General features: G+C 41.0%; 17 protein-coding genes. 2 read left to right on the top strand and 15 right to left on the bottom strand.

All coding sequences use genetic code 11. The annotated features are described in order from the left end of the window. Positions 1-320: 320 nt before the first annotated feature. The 14 genes from ABC371_RS06860 to upp form a co-directional block, all read right to left on the bottom strand. Complete coding sequence (locus ABC371_RS06860; protein ID WP_412896107.1) at positions 321-1,625, bottom strand: DUF4179 domain-containing protein; 1,305 nt, start codon at positions 1,623-1,625, stop codon at positions 321-323. Beyond that, complete coding sequence (locus tag ABC371_RS06855; protein ID WP_412896106.1) at positions 1,601-2,140, bottom strand: RNA polymerase sigma factor; 540 nt, start codon at positions 2,138-2,140, stop codon at positions 1,601-1,603. The genes ABC371_RS06860 and ABC371_RS06855 overlap by 25 nt, the downstream gene beginning before the upstream one ends. 406 nt (positions 2,141-2,546) lie before the next feature. Further along, positions 2,547-2,951, bottom strand: a complete 405-nt coding sequence (locus ABC371_RS06850; protein WP_412896105.1) for a F0F1 ATP synthase subunit epsilon — start codon at positions 2,949-2,951, stop codon at positions 2,547-2,549. A gap of 25 nt (positions 2,952-2,976) precedes the next feature. Then, complete coding sequence (atpD, locus tag ABC371_RS06845) at positions 2,977-4,398, bottom strand: F0F1 ATP synthase subunit beta (RefSeq protein WP_412896104.1); 1,422 nt, start codon at positions 4,396-4,398, stop codon at positions 2,977-2,979. A gap of 94 nt (positions 4,399-4,492) precedes the next feature. Then, on the bottom strand, positions 4,493-5,350 hold the full coding sequence (locus ABC371_RS06840) for a F0F1 ATP synthase subunit gamma (protein ID WP_412896103.1): 858 nt from the start codon (positions 5,348-5,350) through the stop codon (positions 4,493-4,495). A 267-nt stretch (positions 5,351-5,617) separates the two neighbouring features. Beyond that, positions 5,618-7,129, bottom strand: coding sequence for a F0F1 ATP synthase subunit alpha (atpA, locus tag ABC371_RS06835; protein ID WP_116352012.1), 1,512 nt, complete (start codon positions 7,127-7,129; stop codon positions 5,618-5,620). Between the two features lie 11 nt (positions 7,130-7,140). Next, entirely contained in the window at positions 7,141-7,683 is a 543-nt protein-coding gene (locus ABC371_RS06830; protein ID WP_412896102.1) for a F0F1 ATP synthase subunit delta, read from the bottom strand. Beyond that, a complete protein-coding gene (gene atpF / locus ABC371_RS06825) occupies positions 7,680-8,204 on the bottom strand; it encodes a F0F1 ATP synthase subunit B (RefSeq protein ID WP_412896101.1) in 525 nt (174 codons plus the stop codon). Before atpF ends, ABC371_RS06830 begins: the two co-directional genes overlap by 4 nt. A gap of 222 nt (positions 8,205-8,426) precedes the next feature. After that, a complete protein-coding gene (gene atpE / locus ABC371_RS06820; protein WP_116352009.1) occupies positions 8,427-8,645 on the bottom strand; it encodes a F0F1 ATP synthase subunit C in 219 nt (72 codons plus the stop codon). Positions 8,646-8,734: 89 nt separating this feature from the next. Next, positions 8,735-9,469 carry a F0F1 ATP synthase subunit A gene (gene atpB, locus ABC371_RS06815; protein WP_116352008.1) on the bottom strand — a complete coding sequence of 245 codons (735 nt, stop codon included), beginning with the start codon at positions 9,467-9,469 and terminating at the stop codon, positions 8,735-8,737. A 57-nt stretch (positions 9,470-9,526) separates the two neighbouring features. After that, complete coding sequence (locus ABC371_RS06810; RefSeq protein WP_412896100.1) at positions 9,527-9,895, bottom strand: ATP synthase subunit I; 369 nt, start codon at positions 9,893-9,895, stop codon at positions 9,527-9,529. Positions 9,896-9,901: 6 nt separating this feature from the next. Next, a complete protein-coding gene (locus ABC371_RS06805) occupies positions 9,902-10,123 on the bottom strand; it encodes an AtpZ/AtpI family protein (protein WP_412896099.1) in 222 nt (73 codons plus the stop codon). A gap of 309 nt (positions 10,124-10,432) precedes the next feature. Then, positions 10,433-12,664: a S8 family serine peptidase gene (locus ABC371_RS06800; protein WP_412899292.1), complete on the bottom strand. Its 2,232-nt coding sequence runs from the start codon at positions 12,662-12,664 to the stop codon at positions 10,433-10,435. 237 nt (positions 12,665-12,901) lie between these two features. Next, positions 12,902-13,531 carry a uracil phosphoribosyltransferase gene (upp, locus tag ABC371_RS06795; RefSeq protein ID WP_412896098.1) on the bottom strand — a complete coding sequence of 210 codons (630 nt, stop codon included), beginning with the start codon at positions 13,529-13,531 and terminating at the stop codon, positions 12,902-12,904. A 246-nt stretch (positions 13,532-13,777) separates the two neighbouring features. Here upp and ABC371_RS06790 point away from each other — a divergent pair, with 246 nt between their 5' ends. Continuing rightward, positions 13,778-14,620, top strand: coding sequence for an SPFH domain-containing protein (locus ABC371_RS06790; protein WP_412896097.1), 843 nt, complete (start codon positions 13,778-13,780; stop codon positions 14,618-14,620). A 12-nt stretch (positions 14,621-14,632) separates the two neighbouring features. Beyond that, positions 14,633-14,794 carry a type II toxin-antitoxin system antitoxin gene (locus tag ABC371_RS06785; protein WP_083497317.1) on the top strand — a complete coding sequence of 54 codons (162 nt, stop codon included), beginning with the start codon at positions 14,633-14,635 and terminating at the stop codon, positions 14,792-14,794. A gap of 170 nt (positions 14,795-14,964) precedes the next feature. On the opposite strand, the gene ABC371_RS06780 is transcribed toward ABC371_RS06785, so the two are convergent. Beyond that, on the bottom strand, positions 14,965-16,206 hold the full coding sequence (locus ABC371_RS06780; protein WP_412896096.1) for a serine hydroxymethyltransferase: 1,242 nt from the start codon (positions 16,204-16,206) through the stop codon (positions 14,965-14,967). Between the last annotated feature and the right edge of the window lie 134 nt (positions 16,207-16,340).

Raw genomic sequence — 16,340 nt, 5'->3', positions numbered from 1 at the left:
TCACCTGCTCGATTTCCACCTCTTGAGGGCACGATTAACCCTTTTTCGTATCCCCACCCGATCAATTCCCACTTCTGAGGGCACGATTAACCCTTTTTCGTACCCTCACCTGCTCGACTTCAGCCCCTCGATGGCTAGATTACATCTCTAGAAACCTACTAACTAAATACATCCGAGCCCCCAATATCCTATCAGCCACAAATTTTAAATATCTTCTATACTAATAACCTATTGTCCAATAACAAAAATTATCAGCGATAATTCAAAATTATTGGACAAAAACGAAAAAAGGACTACATAAAAGTAGTCCAAACTCACACTCACTCCCCTAACTCAATTGTTACCTCTAACTCCTCCAAAAATTTCGGAGCCTTTTGTTTAAAGACTACAACACGAATATCTTCCTCCGCCACATCTGCTGTAAACTGTATCTCATATTGATTAACAGCATTGTCAATTCGTTTTGGTGTTTGTTCCTGATGAAAGGCTTCCCCGTTTTTCTTCTCAATCAAAATATTATTTGCCTGCCAAAATGCATCTTCACCCTTTGTTTCCACTATGAGGGTCACTAAGTTATCTTCACGCTTAATGTCTAATACAGTTATTTCCCCTATTCCACCTTGTGAAAGCGTCAGTTTTTCACCCGTCCAATCCGCTTTCACTTCTTCCACCTTCTCGTTACCGACAACTAAATACGGTTTAAACGTTAGTGATTTCGGTATAGTCTCCAGAGGCTCATAGTAATAATTGTAGGTTTGTAGTAACTGACCGTTCTTCATTGGTCCCCCACCGCCACCTCCACTTAATGGCTGCAGTACATTTCCTTTATCATCAACAATTTGATAATCTAACCAATCATACTTTTTACTCTCAAATACTTTTTCATCCATAATCTGACGAAACACAATCTCCGTGCTCGTTGGGAAAAATGTCACTTTATCCACATGCATCGTTAAATCCTCAGACTCTGCCGTTTCATTTACAAGAAATGCTCTATTTTCTCCTTGTTTCGTGATTGGTAACTCTACATGTAATGCTTTTTCCTTTGGAGAACGTATGCCCAGAGTAAACTGGTCTGGTAATTCGTCATCCACATGAATACTCAATATCCCAGCATAATCTCCATTCTCTAATACTTCTCCGCGTTCCCCCATCCCATAACTAACACCCTTGCCATCAATGGTTAACCGTATGTTCGTTAAAAAATCAGAAAGGTAGGTTGTTTTCTCTTGGGTATAAGATTCAATCAGATACCCAATATGAATCTGTGATCCATCATAAAGGCTCTCCGTAAAAGTAATCACTTGCCCATCTATTTTCACCTGTTGCCCTAATAAAGTAGATAACCCCTCTTTTTCCCCCTTCTGGGTACCGATGTCCCCTACCATCTTAAAAATAGACCCAATGACTGGTACAGACCTCAACGTATCAGCTAAAGTTGGAGACATAAACGATATCCCAAATAAAAGGAAGCCCACCAAAAACACTGCTGCAACTGGATAAAAGAAGCGTGGATGCGTCTTCTTTTTCGGAAGGGAACGGAGTGCTTCGTTCATGCGCTTCTCCACACTTGCAGGAACCTGTGGGTTTGCCCTCATCTTTATTTTCTCTTCCCATTTATCCATGATGATCCCTCCTCTTTTACATCCCATAGCTCACGCATTTTTTCACGCGCACGACGTAATCTTGTTTTGATCGTATTTTCCGGTACCTCATGTATTTGTGCCAGCTCCAAAATTGACATTCCTTCAATATGAAAAAGCTTCAACAATTGAGATTGCTCTTCCGGTAGTTTACCGAGCATTTGTTCAACCTCCACTTCCTCATATCCTTGTTCCGTAATCTGAGGCTCAAACAAGTCCTCAATATTTATGCCATTCTTTTTCTTCCTTAACAGCTGGTAACATTCATTCAAGACAATTCGGCACAACCAGCTTTTAAAGTAAGCAGGCTCTTTCAACGTATCCATTTTTTGATAAGCTTTGATGATCGCCTCCTGAATCGCATCCGCACAATCTTCGTCATTCGTTAAGATTGTTTTTGCCACACGATACATCAAAAGCTTATGAGCCATAATCAGTTTTTCAAAGGAAGACTTACTCCCACGCCTCGCCTTTTTCACCTCTTTTGCGATATCCAAAGTATGCTCTCCTTTCCAAGTCAACCTAATCCTTAGATACAAGAAAAAGGCAAAAGGTTTCAACAAATATAAAAAAATCCCTTATCTAATGGACAATTACTGTTAAAGCCATTATATAAGAGATTAAACTATAAGGATAACTAGTTTCAATTCTAATAAAACTTACTAATGTTCATCCTTCTATCAACGATAATCGGAGTCTATCGGCGTTAACTTCATTCTATCGACGTTCTTTTAATCCTATCAACTTTATTTTGATTCTATCGATTATAATCCTATTCTATCGACTTTAGCAAAAACATCCACTCTCCTGTCAGCCAATCCATGCCCGAAACAAACCCATCCCAAATACGACAAAAACCCCCAGGACCAAAGGCCTCTGGGGGTTCCCAATACCAATACAAAATTAGTATTTGTTTTGTAATATGTTTAATCGATTGATGGCACGTTTTAAAGCGAGCTCTGCTCGTTTAAAATCGACATGTTCTTGTTTCGCCTGCAAGCGTTGTTCAGCACGATGCTTTGCTTGTTGTGCACGGTGAACATCAATGTGCTCTGCTGTTTCAGCAGCTTGAGCAAGGATTGTTACTTGGTCAGGACGAACCTCGAGAAAGCCTCCACTTACAGCCACAAGTTCAGTGTTGCCTTCCTTCTTAAGTCTAACTGCCCCTACTTGAAGAGGAGCAACCATAGGAATATGTCCTGGTAAAATACCAAGCTCACCACTTTGGGCTTTGGCACTTACCATTTCCACATCAGCTTCATAAACTGGGCCATCAGGAGTCACGACATTGACTTTTACTGTCTTCATTTTACACCCTCCTAGGTCCCGTTAATTATGCTTCAACACCCATGCGCTTTCCAGCTTCTACTGCTTCTTCAATTCGACCAACTAGACGGAACGCATCTTCAGGAAGATAGTCGTACTTACCTTCTAGGATTTCCTTGAATCCACGAACAGTTTCTTTAACTGGAACGTAAGAACCTGGTTGACCAGTGAACTGTTCTGCAACGTGGAAGTTTTGAGATAAGAAGAATTGGACACGACGCGCACGGTGTACGACTAACTTATCCTCATCACCTAACTCATCCATACCTAGGATTGCGATGATATCTTGTAGTTCACGGTAACGTTGTAATGTTTGTTGTACTTGACGAGCCACTTCGTAATGCTCTTCTCCAACAACTTCAGGAGATAAAGCACGAGATGTAGATGCTAATGGATCCACCGCAGGGTAAATACCCATCTCAGAAAGCTTACGCTCAAGGTTTGTTGTTGCGTCTAAGTGAGCAAACGTTGTAGCTGGAGCCGGGTCTGTATAGTCATCGGCAGGAACGTAAATCGCCTGGATTGACGTAACAGATCCAACGTTTGTTGATGTAATACGTTCTTGTAATTTACCCATCTCAGTTGCTAGAGTTGGTTGGTAACCAACGGCAGATGGCATACGACCAAGTAGGGCTGAAACCTCAGAACCTGCTTGAGTGAAACGGAAAATGTTATCGATGAAGAATAACACATCTTGGCCTTGCTCATCACGGAAGTATTCCGCCATTGTAAGACCAGTTAAAGCTACACGCATACGTGCACCAGGTGGTTCGTTCATTTGTCCGAATACCATCGCTGTTTTTGAAATAACTCCAGAGTCTTTCATTTCGTAGTATAAGTCGTTTCCTTCACGAGTACGCTCACCTACACCAGCGAATACGGAAATACCACCGTGTTCTTGTGCGATGTTGTTGATAAGTTCTTGGATAAGAACTGTTTTACCAACACCCGCACCACCGAATAGACCGATTTTTCCACCTTTAATGTATGGAGCAAGAAGGTCTACTACCTTAATACCAGTTTCAAGAATTTCAACCTCGGTTGAAAGATGTTCAAATGTTGGTGCTTCTCTGTGAATTGCATCACGACGTGCATCAGCAGGTACTGGAGCATCAAGGTCAATGTTTTCACCTAAAACGTTAAATACACGTCCAAGTGTTACATCACCAACTGGTACAGAAATTGGCTTACCAGTGTCAGTAACCTCTAATCCACGAACTACACCGTCAGTAGATGACATCGCAACTGTACGTACAGTATCATCACCTAGGTGAAGCGCAACTTCAAGTGTTAAGTTGATGTCAACTTCATTTTCGTTACGCGCACTATGTTTAATCGTAAGGGCGTTATATATCTCAGGAAGATGGCCGCTGTCAAACTGTACGTCTACAACAGGACCCATAACTTGGGTAACGCGTCCTTTTGTCATCGTTTTCCCTCCTAACTTACTTTTCGCGGTCATTCAAAATTTTTTCGCTCACTTTGAATGCCTTTAAATGAATCGATCGAAAGTTATAAAATTTCTATTCGAGTGCTGCTGCTCCACCGACAATTTCCGTAATTTCTTGCGTAATTGCCGCTTGACGAGCACGGTTGTATGAAAGAGTAAGTGAATCGATAAGCTCTTTCGCATTGTCTGTCGCATTTTTCATCGCAGTCATACGTGCAGAGTGTTCACTTGCTTTTCCATCTAAAAGTGCTCCGTAGATGAGACTTTCAGCATACTGAGGTAGCAATACCTCTAAGATATCTTCTTGTGAAGGTTCAAATTCATAAGAAGTTTGTTTTTTGTTAGCAGCTAAATCCGATAACGGTAATAGCTTTTTCTCTGTTACATCGTGTTGAATCGCACTTACGAAATGGTTATACCACATGTAAAGCTCATCATACGTACCGTCCGCAAACATATTCACAGTAGCATTTGCAATATCCTTAATTTCAGCGAAAGAAGGTTGATCAGATAGACCAGCGATTTCTAAGCTAACGGAAATGCCTCTTTTTACAAAGAAGTCACGGCCGACACGACCGATTGCGATTACTGTGAACTCATCAGTGCTTTTATGACGTTTTTGCATCGCCTGGTACGCACCACGAATCACGTTACTGTTATATGCACCAGCTAATCCACGGTCAGATGTGATGACGATATAAGCAGTCTTTTTAACAGGTCTGTGAAGTAGCATTGGATGACTTGCATCGGAGCTGCCCACTGCGATATTCGCAACGACCTCTTGAATTTTTTCCATATATGGAACAAACGATTTTGCATTTGCTTCAGCACGGCTAAATTTAGATGCTGAAACCATCTGCATCGCTTTAGTAATTTGACTTGTTTTCTTTGTAGAAGTGATTCTTGTTTTTATATCACGTAAGGATGCCAAAGGTTCTCACCACCTTTTCCTCGATTATTCGTAAACGCTTTGGAACCGAGTCTTCCTAGCTTTATTCAGATAAGCGACGCACGTATTGAACGTCGCTTAAGCATTAAGTTAATATGTCCATCTTCAGCTCCCAGCGACTAGCGAGACTTCCCTCACCCTCCGTACGATAAGCTCAACATCGAATCGCTCTGCTCTTCGTGTTTCCTTTATCTCCTACAGGCTCAGTCCAGTCCGTACGTCGCTATACGGTCGCTTCCGCATTTCGTCTTATTCAGAAACTGCAAATGTCTTTTTGAAATCATTGATTGCAGAAGTAAATACTTCATCTTCTGGAAGCTTACCAGTTGACTTGATGTGATCAAAGATTTCAGCTTTACGGTTATGCTCTAACCATACGAAGTATTCTTCTTCAAAACGAGAGATATCTTCTACTGGAATATCATCAAGGAATCCACGAGTTAATGCATATAGAATCGCAACTTGCTTTTCTACTGCTAGTGGCTTATTTAAACCTTGTTTTAATACTTCTACTGTACGTGCACCACGGTTAAGTTTCGCTTGAGTTGCTTTATCAAGGTCTGAACCGAACTGTGCGAATGCTTCAAGCTCACGGTATGAAGCAAGGTCAAGACGTAATGTACCTGATACCTTCTTCATCGCACTGATTTGTGCAGATCCACCAACACGTGATACGGATAAACCTGCGTTTACGGCAGGACGTACACCTGAGAAGAATAGGTCAGATTGTAAGAAAATTTGTCCGTCTGTAATCGAGATAACGTTTGTTGGAATGTATGCAGATACGTCACCTGCTTGTGTTTCAATGAACGGTAAAGCCGTAATCGAACCGCCACCTTTTGCGTCAGAAAGCTTCGCAGCACGCTCAAGTAAACGAGAGTGTAGGTAGAATACATCCCCTGGATATGCTTCACGACCTGGAGGACGACGTAGTAATAATGAAAGTTCACGGTATGCAGAAGCTTGTTTTGTTAAGTCATCATAAATAACTAAAACGTGCTTACCATTGTACATGAACTCTTCACCCATTGTTACACCCGCATATGGTGCAAGGAATAACATTGGAGCTGGTTGAGATGCAGAAGCCGTTACAACGATTGTGTAATCTAATGCACCATTTTTACGTAATGTTTCAACAACACCACGAACTGTTGATTCTTTTTGACCAATTGCAACGTAAATACAGATCATATTTTCGTTCTTTTGGTTAAGGATTGTGTCGATTGCAACAGATGTTTTACCTGTTTGACGGTCACCGATGATCAACTCACGCTGACCACGACCGATTGGAATTAATGCGTCAATCGCTTTGATACCAGTTTGTAGTGGTTCATGAACAGATTTACGGTCCATGATCCCAGGAGCTGGACTTTCGATTGGACGAGTTTTTGTAGTTTCGATTGGACCCAGACCATCAACTGGTTGTCCTAGAGAGTTCACAACACGGCCGATCAATGCTTCACCAACTGGAACCTCCATGATACGTCCTGTACGACGTACTTCGTCACCTTCACGAATATCAGTGAAAGGACCAAGGATGATAATACCAACGTTGTTTTCTTCAAGGTTTTGTGCCATACCCATGACACCGTTTGAAAATTCAACGAGTTCTCCAGCCATGACATTGTCGAGGCCATGAGCACGTGCGATACCGTCACCGACACTGATAACTGTACCAACTTCGCTCACTTGTATTTCAGACTGATAGTTTTCAATTTGCTTTTTTATCAGCGCACTAATTTCTTCAGCTTTGATGCTCATGAATTTCACCCCTATCTTTTCGCAATAAGTTGACGTTCTAAACGCTCTAACTTACCTTTTACACTACCATCAAATATACGATTTCCGATTCGAAGCTTAACGCCACCAATCAGACTTGGATCTACAATGTTTTGAATACGTAATGAAGTTTTTCCAACCTTACTTGCAAATACGCTTGAGATTCCTGCTTCCTCTGAGTCTGTTAAAGGACGTACAGAGTAGACAGTTGCATCCGCAATTCCACGTTTGTCATTTGCGAGTGCGATAAATTCTTCCGCAACATCAGCGATAATATCTTCACGATGACGGTCAATTAATAAATACAATGTATTTAATGTCATCTGTGAAAAACCTTGGAAGGATTGTGTTACAATCGCTTTTTTCTTATCAGCTGTAAGCTTTGGATTTTTTAATACAGATTGGAAATCACCGCTATTTGAAAACACTTGTTTCACTGTACGAATTTCTTCTTCATACTGATCAAGTGCATTTTGTTCACTTGCTAATTGAAAAAGAGCTACTGCATATCGCTTTGCTACGATTCCTCTGCTCATCGCCCTTCTCCTACCTCTTGAATATATTCGTTAATTAGCTTCTCTTGATCTTTAAGGCTAAGTTCCTTTTCGATCACCTTAGAGGCAACTAACACTGAAAGTGATGCAACTTGTTCACGCAAAGCCGTAACAGCTTGTTCTTTTTCTTGAACGATTTCTTGCTTTGCCGCTTCTTTTAAACGGTTGGCTTCGTCACGAGCAGCTTGGATAATTCCTTCTTTCTGCTCTTCACCTAATTTACGTGCATTTTCGATTAACTCAGCAGCCTCTGTGCGTGACTTTTTAAGAAGTTCACGTTGTTCTTCTGCTAATTTTTTCGCTTCTTGGTGATTTTGCTCAGCAGAATCAATTTCATTTGCGATATGTTCTTCACGTTGTTTCATGATATTCATGATTGGACCGAACGCAAATTTACGAAGTAACGCTAATAAAATGATGAATACAACCAATTGGAAAATGATATCTCCAAGGTTAACAGGCAATTTACCAGCGGCAGCGCCTAAGACAAAAAGATCTAACACCTATATTCCCTCCTTTTGCGAGTTCCAAGTCGAATGGAAGTCCTTAATTTCATCATCATGTGCAAATAGGCACGATTACATAATTTTTTGGGTAATACAAAGGAATGGCGAAGGTTCTCTTGGAATGATCTTCGCCATTTTTACCTAAGCCTTCACTTTTTAAGGTTACGAAATAAGGAAATCCCTTAGATGCAACTTCAAGGAAAGCTTCAAGAAATCATCTTATGCGTTAGCGCCGAATACCATGAACGCGATAACTACTGCGATGATAGGAATCGCCTCAACTAACGCAACCCCGATGAACATAGTAGTTTGAAGTTTACCTTGTGCTTCTGGTTGACGAGCAATCCCCTCAACTGTACGAGATACGATAAGACCGTTACCAATACCAGCACCTAGTGCCGCTAAACCAATTGCAATTGCTGCTGCTAATAAACCCATTGAAAAAGTCCTCCTTTAATTGTATAAAAAATTTTATAATAATTGATTTTTGTTTGCCCAAAAAGTCTCATTTTGGACAAGGTTTATTTTTAATGGTCTGTACTTACTTTGTGTGAAATATAAACCATTGTTAACATTGTAAAGATGTATGCCTGGATGGCACCAACAAAGATACTAAATCCTTGCCATGCAATCATCGGAATAAAGGCTCCGATTGTACCTAAGATACCTCCGAGAATGCCACTTTCATAACCACTTACTGCCATACCAGCAATTAATCCAAGCAGGATTTCACCAGCATAGATGTTACCAAATAGACGCAGTCCGAGAGTTAATGTGTTTGCAAATTCTTCGATAATTTTTAACGGGAACATAAATGACATAGGTTTAAAGAAATCCTTACCGTATTCTTTCGCACCCTTCATTTTAATTCCATAGTAATGTGATAATCCAACAACCATAACTGCTAGAGTTAACGTAATCGTTGGATCAGCAGTTGGAGACTTCCACCATAATTCATGGCCCCAAATGATCGCAAACGGCAATCCTAGAAAGTTCGATACAAGGATATACATAATTAACGTAATCCCTAGTATTTGGAAACGCCCGCCTGTTTGCCAGTCCATTGAACTTTTAATAATTCCTCGAACAAAGTCCATGACCCATTCCATAAAGTTCTGAGCACCGGTTGGCTTCATTGCAAGGGTACGAGTTCCGAGAACCGCGATAATGAATACAATTACACTCGCAATTGTGATCATCAGCATGTTAGATTTACTAAAATAAAGGCCAAATAATTCTATCGTAGGAGCTTCGTGACCCAACAGTATTCACCTCTCTTCCCATATTGTCCAGCGCAAACCTGGGTTTTACGCTTTAGTCTATTTATGAAGTTTTTGAAAAAAGAAATCTATCATAATGACAAAGTAGGCTGTCATTAATCCAATAATCATACTACCTAAGTGAAAGTTTTCTGGATACTCCATTACAATCAATACTGCTAAACCTGCAACTGCCATTCTCGACATTGTTCCAAGCGATCGGACTGTTCGACCCTCTTCAAATGCCTTCGTAAATTGCATATTTTTACGAGCTAACGTAAATAGAATCCACAAACTTCCCAGAGTTCCTAGTATTAATCCTAAGAAGACCGATTTATATGCAGTGAATCCCCAGCCTAGTACATAGATTGCAAGTAAGTAGAATATGTATTTACGATACCTCGTAAACGCTATGGATAGATCCTGCATATCAAGTTAATCTCCTGAAAAAAAGTGATTGACTAGACGAAGTGTTGCATAGACTCCTGTTGCTAGTCCTAATAGAAGGCCAAGAATTAAAAATAGTGGTTCAGTGGCTAGCCTCTGATCAATCCATCTACCGAGGAAAATACCAATTAGAATTGATCCTACTAATTGAGATAGAATACCAGACATAAGCGCATAGGCTTTTAATGGATGCTTATCGTTTTTAGGCATCAACAAACCCCCACTTTAAGTCTTTAGAGGCAGGCTTTTAACATGTCAGAAAATACTCAATTTTCCAAGTAACAATACGATGAAAACCTTCTCATTCATACCCTTTGTAAGCATACAATAGGCACCTATTAATGTCAATTGTTTGTAAGGAAAAAGTTCACCTTCTCACAAGCGATTTTTATCGCATTCCACATCCGCTTACAAAAGCCATTTAATCGTGATTTTTGTTAGTCCTATCATCGTAGTATTAATCCAATAATTCACTTTTCGTTCACAAAAAGTTCATAATTAGACTTAGGCGACCAATGGTTAGTGGCCGCCTATCATTGTATCCTCAAATGAGATTTCTGTTTCTAGTATATCCTCTTTGCCAGCTTTATTAACAAATATGATCGCCTTAAAAACTCCTCTTAAGTTTCGATCCTTTCTGTTTACTTCTTTCTCTACCAGTCCCCTCGCAACATTTCGGTCCCAATCTAAAAATGTCACAAACCGCAGACTGTCTGGATTATAGAGGACAATACCATATTCATCAGCTCCACCTGGTAAGTATAATTCATATCGAAACACATCTTCCTTATCTCCTTTACCAAATTGAAAACCCATGATTCGAGGATAGTCGGGTTCTTCAATCACGTACATATATGGAATGTGATATCGATTTTTTCCTTCTCTTAAAAATAAATTCCCATAGTGTAGCCCTGCACCGATGGTACTTGGCGTGATATCGAGCCTGATTGTAATCTCTTTTTTTTGTTTCGGTTGTACAGCAAAGGGAATGGGCAAGTCCCATTGAATTCCTTTTCTGTTTTTCGGAATCTCGAAAGAATATTTCTTTTCTTCTTCAGATTGATTATCTATCGTTATTTTAATTGTTTTTTCTGTGCGTTCATCTTGGTGATGTAACAGTCCCGCGGAAAATGACCCAGGATAGATTAGCGTTTCCGTGTGAATAGCCTCATGAAGCTGAATTCTACCCGCTCCTTGTTCATACGGCTTGTACAAGGTTCCATCTTCTTTTTCTAAAAGCCGTGCCGTATTCATGAGTGCGGCTTTTATTTGTTCCGGTGTCCATCCAGGATGTGCCTGTTTTAAAATAGCACTTGCTCCGGCTACATGCGGTGCCGCCATACTTGTCCCTTGCATTTCCTCGTATCCATTTGGAATCGTGCTATCAATTGCTACTCCTGGTGCCACTACATCCGGTTTAATCGCCCAGGTGTGCGTGACAGGACCTCGGGAGCTAAAGGAAGCGATCGTATCTTTCACCTCTTGGAACGAGGTTTTTACCACAGGATTTTGAGACTTCATTTGTTTCTTAAGCCATTCCCCATCTGCCTTTGAAAGGGATGCAACCGGTATAGGAAGCTCCTCGTCTAATGAACCTGAGAAGTTTCCATCCGTGTTGTTATAGATTAAAACAGCGGACGCTTCGGCTTTAAGTGCGCGTACTGCTTTTTCGGTAAATGTAATTTGCCCTCTTTCCATTAACACAATTTTGTCTTTAGCCTTAGGGAACGTTTTTTCCGTGCCCATTCCTGCATAAACAATCTTATATTTCTTTTGGAGTTTCCATGGTATTGAGCCCTGCAGGGGTTGGAGCTCAATTTTTCGATCTGCAAACCCTATTGTGATGTACGGTACAGTCATTGGCGGTGTTGATGCACCGACGGATATCGCCCTTGATGATGTCCCGGGTGAACCAACCGTCCAGACCATTGGCCCTGAATTTCCACTTGAAGTTACCGCCACAATTCCTTTTTCCGTCGCTTTATCTAACGCCAGACTTGTTGGCCAATCTGGTCCATTGATGGTATTGCCAAGCGATAGATTAATGACATCAACTTTATCTTCAATTGCTTTGTCTATTGCCGCAATGACTTGTTCGGATGTTCCCATCCCACCTGGGCCAAGTGCGCGGTAGCCAATGATATCTGCCTCTGGTGCAACTCCTCTGATTTTTCCATTCGCTGCAATGATTCCTGCAACATGGGTTCCATGTGAGGTGTTTCGCCCCTCAACTCCTTTGGTTTCCATCGGGTCGTCATCACCATCAACGAGGTCATAGCCCCCTTTATAATTTCTCCTAAGGTCTGGGTGGGTGTAGTCAACGCCAGTATCGATTACACCAACTTTGACGCCCTTTCCGGTTAAGCGATGATCCTTTTTATCAAAGTGACCGCGGATCTCCTCGCCTCCAATAAAAGGAACACTCTCTTCTACAGAAACCTGATAGGTCGTAACCGGGGAACTTTGTTGAACGCCAGACTCCGTTTTTAATCTTTGGATATCCCGTCTTTTTCCCGTGACTGAAAAACCCGAAAACACATGTTTGTATATGTGATTAATTTTTATGGAAGGATAGATTGTTTTTGTTCTTTCAATTAATGATGCAAATTGATGTTCGTCCGTTATGATGATTTCATGCACCATTTCATCCAAATCCTCTTTAGGCAAAGGGGGTCTGTCCGGAAAACGGTGCGCTTCGACAGGTATTGTTGAAAATAGGAGGGTCATACTCATACAAATGGCCAGTATCATTCTCACAAAAAAACCACCTCTTTGAGATAGCATTACTCAAAAGGTGGTTGAATATGTGAGTTCTAGTTACAGCGCCTAGAAACTCGAGAAACTTCAACTCCTCCTGCAGAGGCAAAATACGCCTCTTTGTCGGAGTATCGACGCACAGGAAGTGCTAATGCCGACGGCGCCACAGGACGTGGCGAATTTAGTCGGCCAGTTTTCTCGTTTCTGTGCAAGGCACTTCCACTTTTCGGCTTATTTTGTTCCAAATAGACGGTCTCCTGCGTCTCCAAGGCCTGGAACGATATAACCATGGTCGTTCAACTGCTCATCGAGTGCTGCGATATAGATATCGACATCAGGATGGGCATTTTTCATTGCTTCTACACCCTCTGGTGCTGCAATTAGGCACATAAATTTAATATTAGTAGCGCCTCGCTTTTTTAATGCATTGATCGCTTCAACTGCTGAACCACCTGTCGCAAGCATTGGGTCCACAACGATGAATTCACGCTCTTTGATATCAGAAGGCATCTTAAAATAATATTCAACTGGTTGCAATGTTTCAGGGTCACGATAAAGTCCAATATGCCCAACTTTTGCTGCTGGAATTAAGCGCAAAATTCCATCTACCATGCCTAGACCAGCACGTAGGATCGGTACTATACCAATCTTTTTACCAGATAAAACCTTTGATTTCGCCTTACGAACTGGAGTTTCAACTTCCACTTCCTCGAGTGGCATATCACGAGTGATTTCAAATGCCATTAAGCTTGCCACTTCGTCTACCAATTCACGGAATTCCTTCGTACCAGTATTTATATCTCGTATGTATGTAAGCTTGTGCTGAATAAGTGGGTGATCAAAAACGTACACTTTCCCCATCGTTCATCTCTCCTTTTTAAGTATGGTTCTTTTAGAATTTCCTTCAAATGAAAAAATAACACTACGAACTGCGTTTTTTACACTTCAATAAATTTTACAGAAAAAACAAAGCATGTTCAAGATGAAACTCAAAAATACACAGAATGATTAAATGTTAAAATGTTCAGTGAATTAATTTACAATTTTATACAAAAGTGATATCATAGTAATATAAAATAAATATCGAAATGAAATGAGGTCGTTCCCATGAAAGAAACACAGGTATGGAAGCTTAACGGTTTTTTAGGGGTTCTAGTCATTGCTGTATTCATCGCACTAGGTGTCATGATGCTGATTAACACAAAGATAGTGTTTGGAGTTTTATTTGTCGCTCTTGCGGTGATTTTGGCTTCTGGAATTACAATTATTCAACCTAACAAAGCAGGGGTTGTCATTTTCTTTGGAAAGTATTTAGGAACTATTCGCGACAGCGGTATGTTTTTAACCGTTCCATTCTCCATTCGCAGAAGCGTGTCCTTACGCGTAAACAACTTTAATAGTAAAAAACTTAAAGTAAACGACGTTGAGGGGAATCCAATTGAAATTGCGGCAGTTATCGTATACAAGGTCGTTGATTCAGCGAAAGCCGTTTTCGATGTAGACCATTACGAGGAATTCGTAGAAATCCAAAGCGAAACCGCAATTCGACATGTTGCAACTCGCTACCCATATGACACATTTGAAAATGTAGAGCTCACATTGCGTGGAAACTCTGAGGAAATCTCAAATGAGTTGGCTGCGGAGCTACAGGATCGTTTAAAGGTAGCAGGTGTCGAAGTTCTTGAAGCGCGCCTTACTCATCTTGCCTACTCAACTGAAATTGCCCAAGCGATGCTTCAACGTCAGCAAGCCACTGCCATTATTGCAGCTCGCCAAAAAATTGTCGAAGGTGCGGTTGGTATGGCACAAATGGCAATTAAACAACTCGAACAGGATAAAACCGTTGACCTTGACGATGAGCGTAAGGTGCAAATGGTGAACAACCTACTAGTCGCAATCGTCTCTGAAAAATCAACTCAGCCTGTTATTAACGCAGGTACTCTCTATTGATGAGGGTCAAGCATGTCTAAAAAAAAGAGCTTTCCTTTGCGGCTAGATCCTGACCTCTATGAAATTTTACAAAAATGGGCTGCCGATGATTTTCGAAGTGTCAACAGCCATATCGAGTTTCTTTTAAGAGAAGCAGCTAAAAAAGCAGGTAGAATTCCGAAAAATAAACAGTAATTTGAGATTGCGCTTGGACGAAGGTCTAGGCGCTTTGTTTTTGGACGGGGGATGGCTTCAATTTTATCGGACAAAAATTGTTTGAGCGCTAGACTTTTCGGGGATCACTCCCACCTTTCCGGTCTAAAAAAGGCAGGATCCCCAGAAAAGGAATCCTGCCTTCAACAATCTTAATACTCGTTATAAAGTACGAATTTACTAGTTAAATCTTCTACACGCTGACTTGCTTCAGCTAACTTCGCTTCGTCTTCTGAGTTTTTCAACGCAAATGCAATAATTGACGCAATTTCATCCATGTCCTCTAACCCAAAGCCTCTGCTTGTAACGGCAGCTGTACCGATACGGATACCACTTGTTACAAATGGGCTTTCTGGATCGAATGGAATGGTATTTTTGTTTACTGTGATGCCGATATCGTCAAGAACCTTTTCAGCCACTTTACCAGTAAGTCCTAAAGAACGGACATCTAATAGTAATAAGTGATTGTCAGTACCACCAGATACGAGGTCTAAGCCTTCTTTTTGTAAAGACTCTGCTAATCTAGCTGCATTAGCCACAATATTTTTAGCATATTGTTTGAATTCGTCTGTTAACGCTTCCCCGAACGCTACTGCCTTGGCAGCAATTACGTGCATTAATGGACCACCTTGGATTCCAGGGAAGATCGACTTATCGATTTTCTTTGCGAATTCTTCTTTACAAAGAATCATACCACCACGTGGACCACGTAGTGTTTTATGAGTTGTTGTTGTAACGAAATCCGCATATGGAACTGGATTTTCGTGAAGTCCAGTCGCGACTAAACCAGCGATATGAGCCATATCCACCATTAAGTACGCGCCCACTTCGTCCGCAATTTCTCTGAACTTTTTAAAATCAATTGCACGTGGATACGCACTCGCACCTGCAACGATCAGCTTCGGCTTATGTTCTAGCGCTTTCGCACGAACATCATCGTAATTAATTTGATGTGTTTCAGGATCGACTCCGTACTCCACAAAATTATATTGAATTCCACTGAAGTTTACCGGACTACCATGTGTTAAATGTCCACCATGGGAAAGATTCATCCCAAGTACAGTGTCACCCTGTTCTAGGATAGTAAAGTATACAGCCATATTTGCTTGAGCTCCAGAGTGCGGCTGCACATTCGCATGCTCAGCACCGAAGATTTCCTTCGCGCGGTCTCTTGCGATGTTCTCCACAACATCCACATGCTCACAACCACCATAATAACGACGGCCAGGGTACCCTTCTGCATATTTATTTGTTAATACAGAACCTTGAGCTTCCATAACTGCTTCACTTACAAAGTTTTCAGATGCAATCAGTTCAATTTTTGTACGTTGTCTTTGTAGTTCATCTTGAATCGCACTAAATACTTGTTGATCTTGCTCCGATAAATGTTTCATTTGGAATCCTCCTTTTAATCGATGTATGAATTATTCCGCTAATTTGAAAAATACCTTTCCATTGTAACACTTTTATTCGGTAGTAGGAAGATTAAGTTTTTTATTCGAATCCCAACAAAGTCAGCTTGAAGGCT

Source organism: Bacillus jepli (assembly GCF_047238305.1).
Lineage (GTDB): Bacteria > Bacillota > Bacilli > Bacillales > Bacillaceae_L > Ferdinandcohnia.
This window is presented reverse-complemented; position numbering and strand designations above follow the sequence as displayed.